This window comes from Streptomyces bungoensis, assembly GCF_001514215.1.
Lineage (GTDB): Bacteria > Actinomycetota > Actinomycetes > Streptomycetales > Streptomycetaceae > Streptomyces > Streptomyces bungoensis.
In genome coordinates this window covers 83,588-97,444 of record NZ_KQ948870.1, presented here as the reverse complement: position 1 = coordinate 97,444, position 13,857 = coordinate 83,588, and the positions used below count along the sequence as shown (strand labels likewise).

At 72.4% G+C, this 13,857-nt stretch carries 10 protein-coding genes; 8 read left to right on the top strand and 2 right to left on the bottom strand.

Going from position 1 to position 13,857, the window contains the following annotated elements; translation table 11 throughout:
* The first annotated feature begins 33 nt into the window (after positions 1 to 33).
* The 3 genes from AQJ66_RS30155 (at position 34) to AQJ66_RS30145 (ending at position 2,132) form a co-directional block, all read left to right on the top strand.
* Positions 34 to 657: a TetR/AcrR family transcriptional regulator gene (locus tag AQJ66_RS30155; protein WP_079060516.1), complete on the top strand. Its 624-nt coding sequence runs from the start codon at positions 34 to 36 to the stop codon at positions 655 to 657.
* Positions 658 to 750: 93 nt separating this feature from the next.
* Positions 751 to 1,452 carry a ribonuclease HII gene (locus tag AQJ66_RS30150; protein ID WP_061928260.1) on the top strand — a complete coding sequence of 234 codons (702 nt, stop codon included), beginning with the start codon at positions 751 to 753 and terminating at the stop codon, positions 1,450 to 1,452.
* 68 nt (positions 1,453 to 1,520) lie between these two features.
* Positions 1,521 to 2,132, top strand: a complete 612-nt coding sequence (locus AQJ66_RS30145) for a hypothetical protein (RefSeq protein ID WP_107119090.1) — start codon at positions 1,521 to 1,523, stop codon at positions 2,130 to 2,132.
* A gap of 231 nt (positions 2,133 to 2,363) precedes the next feature.
* On the opposite strand, the gene AQJ66_RS30140 is transcribed toward AQJ66_RS30145, so the two are convergent.
* Both AQJ66_RS30140 and AQJ66_RS30135 read right to left on the bottom strand, forming a co-directional pair.
* Entirely contained in the window at positions 2,364 to 2,978 is a 615-nt protein-coding gene (locus AQJ66_RS30140) for a hypothetical protein (RefSeq protein WP_061928258.1), read from the bottom strand.
* 278 nt (positions 2,979 to 3,256) lie between these two features.
* Complete coding sequence (locus AQJ66_RS30135; RefSeq protein ID WP_061928257.1) at positions 3,257 to 5,413, bottom strand: RecQ family ATP-dependent DNA helicase; 2,157 nt, start codon at positions 5,411 to 5,413, stop codon at positions 3,257 to 3,259.
* A gap of 175 nt (positions 5,414 to 5,588) precedes the next feature.
* On the opposite strand from AQJ66_RS30135, the gene AQJ66_RS30130 reads away from it, so the two are divergent.
* The 5 genes from AQJ66_RS30130 to AQJ66_RS30110 all read left to right on the top strand — a co-directional run bounded on the left by AQJ66_RS30130 (position 5,589) and on the right by AQJ66_RS30110 (position 13,857).
* A complete protein-coding gene (locus AQJ66_RS30130; RefSeq protein WP_061928256.1) occupies positions 5,589 to 7,127 on the top strand; it encodes a DUF4192 domain-containing protein in 1,539 nt (512 codons plus the stop codon).
* A 337-nt stretch (positions 7,128 to 7,464) separates the two neighbouring features.
* Positions 7,465 to 8,223, top strand: coding sequence for an NUDIX hydrolase (locus AQJ66_RS30125; protein ID WP_061928255.1), 759 nt, complete (start codon positions 7,465 to 7,467; stop codon positions 8,221 to 8,223).
* 120 nt (positions 8,224 to 8,343) lie between these two features.
* Positions 8,344 to 10,830, top strand: a complete 2,487-nt coding sequence (locus AQJ66_RS30120) for an ABC transporter ATP-binding protein (protein ID WP_482255553.1) — start codon at positions 8,344 to 8,346, stop codon at positions 10,828 to 10,830.
* 162 nt (positions 10,831 to 10,992) lie between these two features.
* A complete protein-coding gene (locus AQJ66_RS30115) occupies positions 10,993 to 11,880 on the top strand; it encodes a FadR/GntR family transcriptional regulator (RefSeq protein ID WP_061928254.1) in 888 nt (295 codons plus the stop codon).
* Positions 11,881 to 12,315: 435 nt separating this feature from the next.
* The gene (locus AQJ66_RS30110; RefSeq protein ID WP_061928353.1) at positions 12,316 to 13,857 is read left to right on the top strand and encodes an RNA polymerase sigma factor; all 1,542 of its coding nucleotides are present in this window, start codon (positions 12,316 to 12,318) and stop codon (positions 13,855 to 13,857) included.

The following is a 13,857-nucleotide window of genomic DNA, read 5'->3' as shown; positions in this document are numbered from 1 at the left end:
CCCCCGCTCACCCTGCCCGCTGGAGAAATACGGATGGTTACCTCGCGCTGGACGGCACCCCCTGCCCGGACGGCGTCCCCTCGTCGGCGCGGTGCCGTGCTCGAGCGCGCGATCCTGGACGCCGCTCTGGAGCAGCTGAGCACGGTCGGCTGGAACGGCCTGACGATGGAGGGGGTCGCAGCCGGCGCCCAGACCGGCAAGGCCGCGGTCTATCGGCGCTGGTCCTCCAAGGAGGACCTGGTCGCCGCCGCCCTCGAGGCCGGACTGCCGCGCATCGAAGGGGCGCCGGACTTCGGCAGTGTGCGTGAGGATCTGCTGTTCCTGTGCAGGCGAGCCCGGGACGCCATGTACTCGCGCCCCGGCTTCGCGTTGCGTGCGGTGATTCACGAATGCGATCCGGCGCAGGTCGAGCGCTTCCATGGCGTGATCTTCGAGGGTGTGGTCGAGCCGACCATCACGCTGCTGCGGCAGGTCATCGCCCGCGGGATGGAGCGGGGTGACGTCCGCTCCGACGCGGCGAACGGGTACGTCTTCGACGCCGTTCCGGCCATGATGATGTACCGATCGAAGATGTGCGCGAGCGAATGGAGTGATCAGGACCTTGAGGAGATGATCGACCAGCTGATGCTCCCGCTGCTGCGGCCCAGCGGCACCTGAGCGCGTCCGTGAACGCTTTCGGTGCCGGGCGGCCCAGCCCCCGGCTGACCGGGGTGTCGCGCGGGGATCCCGGCGGCGTACCCTAAGGGCGCCATGCCGTACGAACCACCTACTCATACCGTCGAGCGCTCCCTGCGCGCCACGACCGGAGCGAAGATCATTGCCGGTGTCGACGAGGTGGGGCGAGGTGCCTGGGCCGGACCCGTCACCGTCTGCGCGGCGATCACCGGACTGCGCCGGCCGCCCGAGGGTCTGACCGACTCCAAGCTGCTGACCATCAAGCGGCGTACGGAACTGGCCGGGATACTGCGGTCATGGGTGACGTCCTACGGCCTGGGGCATGCTTCTCCCGAGGAGATCGACGACCTGGGGATGACCGCCGCGCTACGGCTTGCCGCCGTGCGTGCCCTGGACACCCTGCCGGTCCGACCCGACGCCGTGATCCTCGACGGGAAGCACGACTATCTCGGTGCCCCGTGGAAGGTGCGCACGGTGATCAAGGGTGACCGGTCGTGCGTGGCCGTCGCGGCGGCGTCCGTCATCGCCAAGGTTCAGCGCGACAAAATGATGGCCGAACTGGGTATCGACCATGCAGACTTCGGATTCGCGGACAACGCCGGGTATCCGTCGCCTGTGCACAAGGCCGCTCTGGAGGAGCGGGGCCCCACCCCGTACCACCGTTTGTCGTGGGCGTATCTTGATGCGCTGCCCCAGTGGCGGCATCTCAAGAAGGCCCGCAGCTGGGCGGACGCAAGCGTTCCGGAGATCGAAGGCCAGCTCGGCTTCGACTTCTGACGGGTTCGCTCGCACTGATGTGCCACCCGGTCACCCGCACCGCACCAACGTTTGATAAATATCAGCTCATGCCTCTCATTCCCGAGGAGCCTCAGATTCACGAGAGTGCCCAGGGTCCCCGCACCGCGCCGACCCCCCGCCCCGTACCCGGCCCCCGCCCCGCGGCTCCGTCCCGCCCCGGTCGTCCCGGCCCTCTGCGGCCTACGCCGCCGGTGCAGCGCACGCCGCGTGACGTGGCTCCGGTCAAGCCTGGCCCGTCGGGCCCGGCCGCTCCCGCCGCCACCGCGGCGGCCCCGCAGATCCAGCTGATCCCGGCCTCGGCCGAGGGAGCGCTCGACGCCGCCGAGGAGGCGGTGGACCTGCTCCTGGAGTCGGGTCGTGCCCCCGGAGAGGTGCTGGTGCTCACCACCGGCGCCCAGCACCCGTGGGCCGAGCACGAACTGTCCTTCGGCGAAGCCTCCTACTGGGCGCAGCACGACGCCGGTGACGACGTCTTCTACGCGGACGCAGCCCTGGCCTCCCGTGCCGCGTCGCGTCCCGTGGTCGTCGTGGCCGTCAACGGCGGCCCTGCCGGCGCTGCCGCCACCGCCCTGCCGCTGGCCCACTCCCGGGCCGGTGCCCTGCTGATCGTCTGCGGAGACCCGCAGCGGATCAACTCGGTGCTGGGCGCGGGCGTCTGAGCCACGCCCGGCCCCGCGGGGCGTCCGCGTGGTGAACAGGTGCCTCCGGGGGACGGCGCGGCCTTCGGCATGCCCGGATGACCGACCGTGGCCGTCCACCGCCGGGACGGCCCGTGCCGGCGGTGGAGCACTGCCGGTGCGTGGCTGGACCGTGCCGCCAGGAGGTGTCGGGCAGCGCCTGCCCGACGCGTGCGGGCTGCTGGAGCGCCGGCCCCGGAAGAGCCGTGCCCGTCAGCGGGCGGCCGCGCGGCGGAGCACCTCGGAGACCGGGCCGCCGGTGCGCGGGGTCTGCGGGGGAGCTTCCGACATGGCGAAGGGCTCCGGCTCCGAGTGGGCGTTGGGGCGGCGCCCGCCGCGCCCCTCGCCGAGCACCTGCCAGCCGTCGCCGGTCAGGGTGATGTACGCCCCGCAGCGCAGCCCGTGCAGCGTGCAGGCGTCGCGCAGTCCCCACATCCAGGCGCCGTCCTCCTCGGTCCAACGCGCGTCGCCCTCACGGCAGTAGAGCAGCACGGCGGTGCGTACCGGGGTGCGCCGGCGCAGGTCGTGCGGAATGACCCGGCGCAACTGGGCGAGCAGCGCGTTGCGGAACATCCAGCCGTCGGCCGGGGCCGGACGCCGGACGAACGAGGCGCTGGCACACAGTCGTTCCTCGGGATCCAGCACGGCCACGATCGCCGTGGAGGGCTTGGGACGGTGCCGGGCGTGCAACCCGCTGACGACCTCACGCGGGTTGCGCAGCAGGGGAATTCCGGCAGCGGCCCACTCCGCGGGCTCGAGCAGGCGACTGGCGGACGCGGCCGGCGACAGCGAGGCCGCCGAGGTCGAGGAGGCGAATCCGAAGGTCACGTTCCTCCCTTCGGCTACGCGCCCACACTGAGGGCGAGGTCGGATTCGGGGGAGCGCGCACCGCAGCGGAGCCCAACCGGAGCGCGGGTGAGCCGTGCGGGGAGCGGACTTCAATTCTTCCTGTCGAACTTGGATGCGGCAACGAGCAATTGGGGCCACCGACTGTTATCTGGTGGTGCGTGGCTTATATCCCTACCCACAGGAGCCGCGCTTGACCCCTGAGGCGTTCGGCCACGGCGCGTGCGTGCGCCGTGGCCCGTGCGCGTGCCGCAGGGTGCTCAGCCCTGCACGGCCATTACCAGGGGCAGCACGCCGCCGGCTCCCGCGCGTCTGAGCAGGCGTGCCGTGACCGCGAGAGTCCAGCCGGTCTCCGTGAAATCGTCGACCAGCAGCACCGGGCCGCCTGCCTCGGCGAGCGCGGAGGCGAGGGCGGGCGGCACCGTCAGCGCGTCGGCGAGGGCCTTGAGTCGCTGAGCGCTGTTGCTGCGCGGCACCCGTGGTACCTCACCTGCATACTCCACCGATCCGAGCAGCGGCAACCGGCCGATCTCGGCGATGCGGGCGCCCAGGGAGTGGATCAGCGCCGGCCGGGTGCGCGAGGGCACGGTCACCACACCCACGGGCCGGGGTCCGGCGCCCGCAGCCCAGCCGCCGGGGCCCTTCGCCCAGTCGGCCAGCACCTCCACCACGGCTCGGGTCACGTCGTCGGGCACCGGCGCGTCGGGTGACTGAGGCGCCAGGAGGGGGCGCAGCCGGTTGCCCCAGCCGATGTCCGACAGCCGGCCCAGTGCCCTCCCGGAGGAGGCCTGTTCACCGGCCGGGATGCGTCCCCTCAGGTCGATCCCGATGGCCGCGAGACCCGTCGGCCACATGCGGCGGGGCTCCACCTCGACCCCGGCACGGCCGAGATCGGCGCGTGCCGCGTCCAGGGCCGCCGTGGAGGCACCGACGGTGAAGCGCGGACCCGCGCAGTTGTCGCAGCGGCCGCAGGGTTTGGCGCCCTCGTCGTCGAGCTGGCGCTGGAGGAACTCCATGCGGCACTGATCGGTGGACGCGTACTCGCGCATGGCCTGTTGTTCCGCCTTGCGTTGCCGGGCGACCCAGCTGTAGCGCTCGGTGTCGTACGACCACGGCTGCCCCGTCGCGATCCAGCCGCCCTTGACGCGCCGGACGGCTCCGTCCACGTCGAGGACCTTGAGCATGGTCTCCAGCCGGGAGCGGCGCAGCTCGACCAGCGGCTCCAGCGCGGGGAGCGACAGCGGTCCCTCGGCCCGGGCGAGGACGTCCAGGGTGCGACGCACCAGCTCTTCGGAGGGGAAGGCGAGGGAGGCGAAGTACTCCCAGATCGCCTCGTCCTCCACGCCGGGCAGCAGCAGCACCTCGGCGTGCTCGACGCCGCGTCCGGCGCGTCCGACCTGCTGGTAGTAGGCGATGGGCGAGGAGGGCGAACCGAGATGCACGACGAACCCGAGGTCCGGCTTGTCGAAGCCCATGCCGAGCGCGGACGTGGCGACCAGCGCCTTGACCCGGTTGCCGAGCAGATCCTCCTCGGCCTGCTGGCGGTCGGCGTTCTCCGTCCTGCCCGTGTACGAGGCGACGGTGTGCCCCCGCTGCCTCAGGAAGGCCGCGACCTCCTCGGCGGCGGCCACGGTCAGCGTGTAGATGATGCCCGAACCCGGTAGCTCGTCGAGGTGGTCCGCGAGCCAGGCCATCCGGTGCGCGGCGTCCGGCAGCCGCAGCACGCCGAGGCTCAGGCTCTCCCGGTCCAGCGGCCCGCGCAGCACGAGGGCGTCCGAGGTGCCGCCGGTGCCGAGCTGCTCGGCGACGTCGGCGGTCACCCGCGCGTTGGCGGTGGCGGTGGTGGCCAGCACGGGGACGCCCGGAACGAGATCACCGAGCATCGTGCGCAGACGCCGGTAGTCGGGACGGAAGTCGTGTCCCCAGTCCGAGATGCAGTGGGCCTCGTCAACGACGAGCAGCCCGGTCGCCGCGGCGAGCTTGGGCAGGACCTGGTCGCGGAAGTCCGGGTTGTTCAGTCGCTCGGGGCTGACGAGCAGCACGTCGACCTCGCCGGCCGCGATCTCGGTCTGGACGGCTTCCCACTCCTCGGAGTTGGAGGAGTTGATGGTCCGGGCGTGGATCCCGGCCCTGGCCGCGGCCTCCACCTGGTTGCGCATCAGCGCGAGCAGCGGGGAGACGATCACCGTGGGCCCGCTCCCTCTGGCCCGCAGCAGCGAGGTCGCCACGAAGTACACCGCGGACTTGCCCCACCCCGTGCGCTGCACGACCAGGGCCCGCCGCCGGTCGGCGACCAGCGCCTCGACGGCCCGCCACTGGTCCTCGCGCAGCCGGGCCGTACCCGTGGCGTCCCCGACGAGGCGGGCGAGGACGGCGTCGGCCTGCGCCCGGAGATCCGCGTTGCTCGTGTGCTCCATACGTCCCATACAACAGGACGCCACCGACAACCGGGCCGGACCCCGGGCGCGAGTGGACCGCCGCGGCGCTTCGGCCGCGGACGAGGCGCCGGCCACGGTGCCGCCTTGTCGTGTCCCTGATTCGAGTTGTCCACAGCCTCAAGCGGAATCCTGGGATACGCGAGATCGTCTGCGCATGACGAACCACAGCGAAACGACCGGATCGTTCGAAAACGACGACACCGCACGACGGGAGTTTCTGGGCGAGGAGTCCGCGCACGAAACCCAGGTCACCCTGCGCACCCCGGCCGAGCTGGCCGACGCCCTGCCCTATCTGCTCGGTTACCGGCCCGAGGACAGCATCGTGCTGGTCGCCCTGCACGACCGGGCAGGCCGCGGCAGGTTCGGCGGGCGGGCCCGGCTGGGCATCCCGGCGAGCGAGGAGGACTGGGGCGACGCCGCGCGGCAGCTGGCCCAAGGGTTCGTGGCCACGAGCGAGCGACGCGGCAACCGGCCCCAGCGGCTGATCGCCTTCTTCTGCCAGGAACCCAGCCGGGGGGAAACGGGCCGGGACGTCATGCTCCGGCTCGCACCGCTCGCCGACGCGGTCCGCGTAAAGTGCAGCGATCTCGACATTCCGGTGATCGAGTCACTGTGCATCGCGGACGGCCGCTTCTGGTCCTACAGCTGCGGGGCCGAGGGATGCTGCCCCGACGACGGCACGCCCATGGGTCTGCCGGGCACTTCCGTCCTGGCCGCCGCAGCTACCTACGCGGGCATCCAAGTGCGCGGCACACTGCGGGAGTTGCGGGCCAGGTTGCTGCCCTGGGAGACCGGCGCGGCGCTGGATCAGGAGGTCGCCCTGGACTCCGCCGGCATGGCGCTGGTGCCCCGCATCCTGGACGACACGGCCCGGGCGGCCGTGGCCGAGGAGACCCTCGAGCTGGCCGAGCGGATCATCGGCAGGTTCGCCGCGGCACCCCCCGTGTCCGGTGCGCACCCGGCCGACCTCCGCGACGACGAACTGCTCGCCCACGACGAGGCGGCCACACTGATCCTCGGGCTCCAGGACCGCACGACCCGCGACCGGGCGGCCGCCTGGATGGAAGGAGACGAGGCCGGTCCGGCGCTGCGGCTCTGGCGCGCGCTGGCCCGTCGTTGCGTCGGGCCCTACCGCGAGCACGCCGCCGCCCCGCTGACGCTCGCGGGCTGGGTGGCCTGGTCGGCCGGCGACGAACTGGAGGCCCGTGAGGCCTTCGCGATGGCCCTGGGCGCGGACCCCGACTACCTCTTCGCCCGCCTGCTGCACCAGGCCTGCAACGAAGGACTCGACCCCGAGTCGATCCGCCGCTGCCTGCGCACGGAACGCGAGGGGCCAGCCCCGGAGGACCGGGGAGAGGATGAGGCCTCTGACGAGCCCCCGACGATGGCTGAGGAGGATGCCGGGACGGTCACCCCGGCGCAGGGAGGCGCTGCCGCGCGGCCCGCGGGCGCCGCCGGCGGCCGGCGCCGACGCCGGACACGGGCTTCGCAGGACGTGGACGGCGGCCCTCGTCGGTTGCGGGGCGACGACGGACGGAGCCGCCCGGCAGGCTCCCCTCCGCAACCACCGGCGGCCGGGCCTGCGCGTCCGGGCCGTGTGCGGCAGAGCGGCACGCGTACGCGCGCGGGCGACGCCATGAGCGACGGCGCCGCGGCGGCGAGCGGTCGTCGGGAAACCGAAAGGGACGGATGAGCGCCACCCGGGGGACACGGCCGATGCCGGCCCCTCACCACCAGCGAGGCACGGCCGGGCCGGGGGCCGCCCCCGGCACGCCCGCAACCCGCCGACCCCACCCGCCGACGCGCCGGCCGCCACCGCACCGCTTCGCTGCCCCGGTCGGCCGACCGGGACTCACGACGGCACGAGGAGGAAGACGGACGGGCTGCGACGCGAAGGGCGACCTCGCACGACGCGTCCGAAGGGCGAACGGGAGACCGCGCCGCGCCCCAGACCGGAAGGAAGCGGACCCCGCACCTGCGCGGTCGGGGAAGGGAGTGTTTATCGTCAGGCAGACGACTATGATCGCGGCATGCCCTACGACCCGTCAGCCTTTCCGCCCTTCGCCGTGACCGTGGACCTGGTCGTGCTGACCGTGCGCCGCCATGCCCTGTGCGCGCTGGCGGTACGCAGGGGCGAGCCGCCGTTCCAGGGGCGCTGGGCCCTGCCCGGCGGTTTCGTGCGGGCCGACGAGGACCTGTCCCAGGCGGCGGCGCGTGAGCTGGCGGAGGAGACCGGGCTGCGTGCCCATGATCCCTCCGTTCCGGTCCAGGACAACGGTGCGCATCTGGAGCAGCTGGCCACCTACGGCGACCCGAAGCGGGACCCGCGGATGCGGGTCGTCAGCGTCGCGCACCTCGCGCTCGCCCCGGACCTGCCCGCACCCCGGGCAGGCGGCGACGCGAGCAACGCGCGCTGGGCGCCGGTCGAGGAACTGCTCGAGCAGGGCGGATACGGCCGTGACGGCGAACCCGTGGCGCCGCTCGCCTTCGACCACGCCCAGGTTCTCGCCGACGGGGTCGAGCGGGCCCGATCCAAGATCGAGTACTCGTCGCTGGCCACCGCGTTCTGCCCGCCGGAGTTCACCGTCGGAGAGCTGCGCCGGGTCTACGAGGCGGTGTGGGGCGTGGCGCTCGACCCGCGCAACTTCCACCGCAAGGTCACCGGAACACCGGGATTCCTCGTGCCCACGGGCGGCACCACCACCCGCCAGGGCGGTCGGCCGGCCCAGCTCTTCCGGGCAGGCGGCGCCACCCTGCTCAACCCCCCGATGCTCCGCCCCGAGGTCTGACACTCGCGAAGCCGGGATCTCCCCGCTCCGTCGAATGGCCTACACGAGGCCCCTCTCGAGTTGCGCGCCACCGAAGAACAGATAGGGCGATACCCGAAAAACGGGACATGTCGCGCTATCTTGCTGCAGGTGATCCAGGCCTTCGGACTGACCAGCAACCCCCGCAAGGCGCACCCTCCGGCCGTCGACGACGTCACCTTCGAGGCGTGCGCCGGCCATGTCACGGCGCTCCACGGAGTTGCGGGTGCCGGCAAGACGACGGCGCTCCGACTGATGCTCGAACTCCAGCAGGGGCGCGGCATCACGTACTTCAGGGACCGGCCCCTGCACCGGATTCCCCATCCGGCGCGCGAAGTCGGCGTGCTCCTGGGTGACGTACCCGGTCATCCGGCCCGCTCGGTCCGCGGCCACCTGCGCATGCTGTGCGCGGCGGCGGGGGTGCCCGTCCGGCGCGCGGACGAGGTGCTCGAGGTGGTCGGCCTCGTCAGCTTCCGCGAGGAACGCCTCGGCACCCTGTCGCGCGGCATGGACCGCAGGCTCGGACTGGCCTGCGCCCTGCTGTCCGACCCGCACACGCTCGTGCTGGACGAGCCCACCGAGGGACTCTCCGCCCGGGAGTCGCGCTGGCTGCACGGCATGCTGCGCGCACACGCGGCCCAGGGCGGCACGGTGCTGTTCACGACGGCCGACCCCAAGGAGGCCGCGCGCGTGGCCGACCGGGTCGTCACTCTCGACGGCGGGAAACTCGTCGCCGACCAGGCGGGCAAGGAGTTCGCCCGCACCCGGCTGCGTCCGCGCGTGGCCGTGCGCAGCCCGCACGCCGCCCGCCTCGCCGCCCTGCTCGCCAAGGAGGCCCGCGCCGACCGTCGGTCCGTCGAAGTCGTCCGCGAGGGTGGCAACCGCCTCTCCGTGTACGGCAGTACGACCGCCGACATCGGCGAGACCGCCTTCCGGCACGGCATCCTCGTCCACCAACTCGCGGACGAGGTGGGGGCCGTGGGATCCGCGAGGGAAGCGGGCCCCAGCGGCGAGATGGACGCTGGGGAAGACGCCTCGACGGTCGGCCGGGAGCAGGCCCCCCTGGGCCGCTCACCGGAGGAGCAGGCGCAAGCCGCATCCGGTGCTGTGCCGGAGGAGGCGGCCGCCGGGCGTCCGCAGGCGCTGTCCGCGATCTCGTCCGGGGAGCGGAAACGGGTCGGTTCCCTGCCCGGTCACGCGGTGATCCGAACCAGCACCGCGGCGGAGGAAGCGGCGCAGGCCGGTCCCGCTGCGGAATGCGACCGCGCGCCGTCCGTCTCCGCCTCCGAAGCCGACGACGCGTCCCCTGACTCTGCCACCGGGGCGGACGGCGCACCCGTCGAGCCCGCTGCCGATGGCGATCACGTGCCCGTCGGCCCCGGTTCCGAAGGTGACAGCGTGCCTGTCGGCTCCGTCCCAGGGAACGACCGCAGGTCGTCGGCTTCGTCCCGCGGCGCCGACGGTCCGCCCGCCGGCGACCCCGATGCCGCCTTGGCCGCCAAGGACGCCGCGGACGCGAGGACCGAGCCGGACTCCCTCACCGCCCTCGTGATCGCCCTCGAAGGCCGTCCCGCCGAAACCGCCTCGCAGTCCGGTCCTTCCGAGTCCGCCGAAGCGCGAGCACGGACCGGCACAACGGACACCAGCCCCGGCAGCGCCCCCGCAGCCGGCGCGACCGTCCCCGGCGCCCGCACTCCGAACGGCCCCGATCCCGGCAGCCGCTCACCCCGGAGCGGGCCGCCCTCGCGCCCACGCGCCGGGGGCCCCCGCACGCTCGACGCCCTGTCCGCCCTCCCTCCCCCCATCACCGTCCGCCCCGCCCCGAGGCCCCTGCGTCCCCTGCGCTACGAGCTGCGGCGCGCCGCCGGGATCGGCACCGGGTTCCTCACCTGCGGGGCCGCACTGGTGGTGTCCGCGCTCACCGCGGTGATCCTGGCCAGGCTCGGTCACACCCCGCAGGCGCGGCTGTTCGCCGCATGGCCGCGGGAACTGCCGCTGCCGCCCGCGGCACTCGCCGCCGGGCTGCTCGGCGCGCTCGCGTTCGGAGACGAGTTCCGCCACCCCGCGCTGGCGGCGGACCGCGGCACCGTGCCCCGCAGGCTGGGACTGCTCACCGCCAAGCTCCTCGTCTCCGGAGCCACCGCCGTGATGCTGGCCTTCCTCACCATGGGCTGCGACGCCGAGGTGCTCTACCTCGTCTACGGCCGGGAGCTCACGGCGGTACCCGCGGACTGGCTCGCGCTCACGGCCGGTTGGTTCGGGCTGCTGATCGGCTGCTCCTGGGCCGGCGTCCTGGCGGCGGGCGTGTTCCGCTCCACCACGGCGGGGCTGGCCGCCGTCCTCGCCGTACCCGTCCTCGTCGTCCCCGTGGTGCACGGGGTGCTGCAGGGCCCCGGCCCGCGGACGGCGGCCGGTCTTTCGGTGCGGATGCGGGAGGTCTTCCTGCTGCAGTGGCCCTTCGGCGGAGAGCGGTACGTGGCCGCCCTGGCCCGGGTCGTCGCCCAACCCGTCGGTGGCGCAATGACGTTGTCGCTGACGGCACTGTTGTGTGCGTATCTGTACATGACGCTCCGTACCAGAGCCCGATGACAGGCGTCCGTACGTTTCCGGTCCGGCTCTGTACGCAACTCCCCGGAGAGCGCCCGTTTCTTTCCGATAAGGCGTCAATTGCGATGGCGTGAGCGATCACCCTTTCGTGTGCTTTTCACCAAAGCCCTCAAGGGAGTTGGAGACGACGCCGACAAAGGTTCCGTGAGTACCCTTGCGCACACCATGATGACCGCCGCCCGCTCCGCCGACTCAGGTCTGGCCGGCCCGGGCGAACTCGACCGCTACCCCTACAGCGAGGCCCCGGTGGCCGACCGTGTCGGAGCGCCGGCCTGGGAAGGAGCGGACCCCGAGCTGGGCCGCATGGGCCGGCGCACCGCAGGCAGCCGTGGACGCGGGCTGCACGGCCAACTCGTTCAGCAGCTGGGTCAGATGATCGTCTCGGGTGACCTGGGGGCGGACCGCCCCCTGGTGCCCGAGGAGATCGGCCAGCGTTTCGAGGTGTCCCGCACCGTCGTCCGCGAGTCCCTCCGCGTGCTGGAGGCGAAGGGCCTCGTCAGCGCCCGCCCCAACGTCGGCACACGCGTCCGGCCGGTCAGCGACTGGAACCTCCTGGATCCGGACATCATCGAATGGCGGGCCTTCGGGCCGCAGCGCGACGACCAGCGCCGCGAGCTGAGCGAGCTGCGCTGGACGATCGAGCCGCTCGCCGCCCGTCTCGCCGCCGGGCACGGACGCGAGGAGGTGCAGCAGCGCCTGTGCGACATGGTGGAGATCATGAGTCACTCCATGGCACAGGGTGACGCGCTCACCTTCTCGCGTGCCGACTCCGAGTTCCACTCCCTGCTCATCCAGATCGCGGGCAACCGCATGCTGGAGCACCTCTCCGGGATCGTCTCGGCCGCCCTCCAGGTCTCCGGCGGCCCGGTCACCGGCTGCGAGCGGCCGAACGAGGGCTCCCTCGCGCAGCACGCGCGGATCGTGGACGCGCTCGGCACCGGCGACGGCACGGCCGCGGAGGCTGCCATGAGGCAGCTGCTCACCGTCCACCCCGAGGTCGAGCGCGTCGTCCCCGCGCCGCGCGAGCACTGACGCGCGGCAAGGCGATGCGGTCGCCGGTGTGCCGCTCCCACGTGGTTCTCACGGCGGCGCCGGTCCCTGGGACCGGCCGTCGCCGGACCCCGCCGGGCCCCTGGGCGTCCGGCGGGGTCCGGCGGTGCGGCGAGCCGCCACAACCGACGGAGCGGTCCGGTGCTGCATGGTGACGACCTCGTATGCCCATCTCTGACCGTTTTTGACCGTTTACGGGGTGTGACTCGGGCCACGCGGATTGGGCGTAACGCTCCAGGGAGCCGTGCGATGACCTAAGAGGTGACAGCCGCGGAGGGAATACGGACGCCACACACGGCGCTGTGCGACTTCCCCGGCCCCCGCCCGCTCCGTCGGCCCATCCCCAGGCCGGTGGTCGGTCACCGTCCGCTGTGGACGGGGCCGGAAGCCGTTTTCCAACGTTCCGAGAGGTTGTTCGTGTCGGCCAGCACATCCCGTACGCTCCCGCCGGAGATCGCCGAGTCCGTCTCTGTCATGGCGCTCATTGAGCGGGGAAAGGCTGAGGGGCAGATCGCCGGCGACGATGTGCGTCGGGCCTTCGAAGCTGACCAGATTCCGGCCACTCAGTGGAAGAACGTACTGCGCAGCCTCAACCAGATCCTTGAGGAAGAGGGTGTGACGCTGATGGTCAGTGCAGCAGAGCCCAAGCGCACCCGAAAGAGCGTCGCAGCGAAGAGCCCGGCGAAGCGCACCGCCACCAAGACGGTCGCGGCGAAGACGGTGACCACCAGGAAGGCCACCGCCACCACGGCCGCACCGGCCGTCCCCGCCGCCCCGGTCGCCGACGATCCCGTCGAGGAAGTCGAACCCGCCAGGAAGGCCACGGCGAAGAAGACGACCGCCAAGAAGGCCACGGCGAAGAAGACCGTCGCCAAGAAGGCGACCGCCAAGAAGACCACGGCCAAGAAGGACGACGCCGAGGTCCTCGAGGACGAGGTCCTCGAGGACACCAAGGTCGCCGACGAGCCCGAGGGCGCCGAGAGCGCGGGCTTCGTCCTGTCCGACGAGGACGAGGACGACGCTCCCGCCCAGCAGGTCGCCGCGGCCGGCGCCACCGCCGACCCGGTCAAGGACTACCTCAAGCAGATCGGCAAGGTCCCCCTGCTCAACGCGGAGCAGGAGGTCGAGCTGGCCAAGCGCATCGAGGCGGGCCTGTTCGCCGAGGACAAGCTGGCCAACGCCGACAAGCTCGCCCCGAAGCTCAAGCGCGAGCTGGAGATCATCGCCGAGGACGGGCGGCGCGCCAAGAACCACCTCCTGGAGGCCAACCTCCGTCTGGTGGTCTCCCTGGCCAAGCGCTACACCGGCCGCGGCATGCTCTTCCTGGACCTCATCCAGGAGGGCAACCTCGGTCTGATCCGCGCGGTCGAGAAGTTCGACTACACCAAGGGCTACAAGTTCTCCACGTACGCCACCTGGTGGATCCGACAGGCGATCACCCGCGCCATGGCCGACCAGGCCCGCACCATCCGTATCCCGGTGCACATGGTCGAGGTCATCAACAAGCTCGCGCGCGTGCAGCGCCAGATGCTCCAGGACCTGGGCCGCGAGCCCACTCCGGAGGAGCTGGCCAAGGAACTCGACATGACCCCGGAGAAGGTCATCGAGGTCCAGAAGTACGGCCGCGAGCCCATCTCGCTGCACACCCCGCTGGGCGAGGACGGCGACAGCGAGTTCGGTGACCTCATCGAGGACTCCGAGGCCGTCGTCCCCGCCGACGCCGTCAGCTTCACGCTCCTCCAGGAGCAGCTGCACTCCGTCCTCGACACCCTGTCCGAGCGCGAGGCCGGCGTCGTCTCCATGCGCTTCGGTCTCACCGACGGTCAGCCGAAGACCCTCGACGAGATCGGCAAGGTGTACGGCGTGACGCGCGAGCGCATCCGCCAGATCGAGTCCAAGACCATGTCGAAGCTGCGCCACCCGTCGCGTTCGCAGGTGCTGCGCGACTACCTCGACTAG

Coding starts and splice junctions, on each gene's coding strand:
- AQJ66_RS30145 (WP_107119090.1), top strand. CDS start 1,521: ATGCCTCTCATTCCCGAGGAGCCTCAGATTCACGAGAGTGCCCAGGGT.
- AQJ66_RS30135 (WP_061928257.1), bottom strand. CDS start 5,413: ATGGAGCACACGAGCAACGCGGATCTCCGGGCGCAGGCCGACGCCGTC.
- AQJ66_RS30155 (WP_079060516.1), top strand. CDS start 34: ATGGTTACCTCGCGCTGGACGGCACCCCCTGCCCGGACGGCGTCCCCT.
- AQJ66_RS30125 (WP_061928255.1), top strand. CDS start 7,465: ATGCCCTACGACCCGTCAGCCTTTCCGCCCTTCGCCGTGACCGTGGAC.
- AQJ66_RS30150 (WP_061928260.1), top strand. CDS start 751: ATGCCGTACGAACCACCTACTCATACCGTCGAGCGCTCCCTGCGCGCC.
- AQJ66_RS30130 (WP_061928256.1), top strand. CDS start 5,589: ATGACGAACCACAGCGAAACGACCGGATCGTTCGAAAACGACGACACC.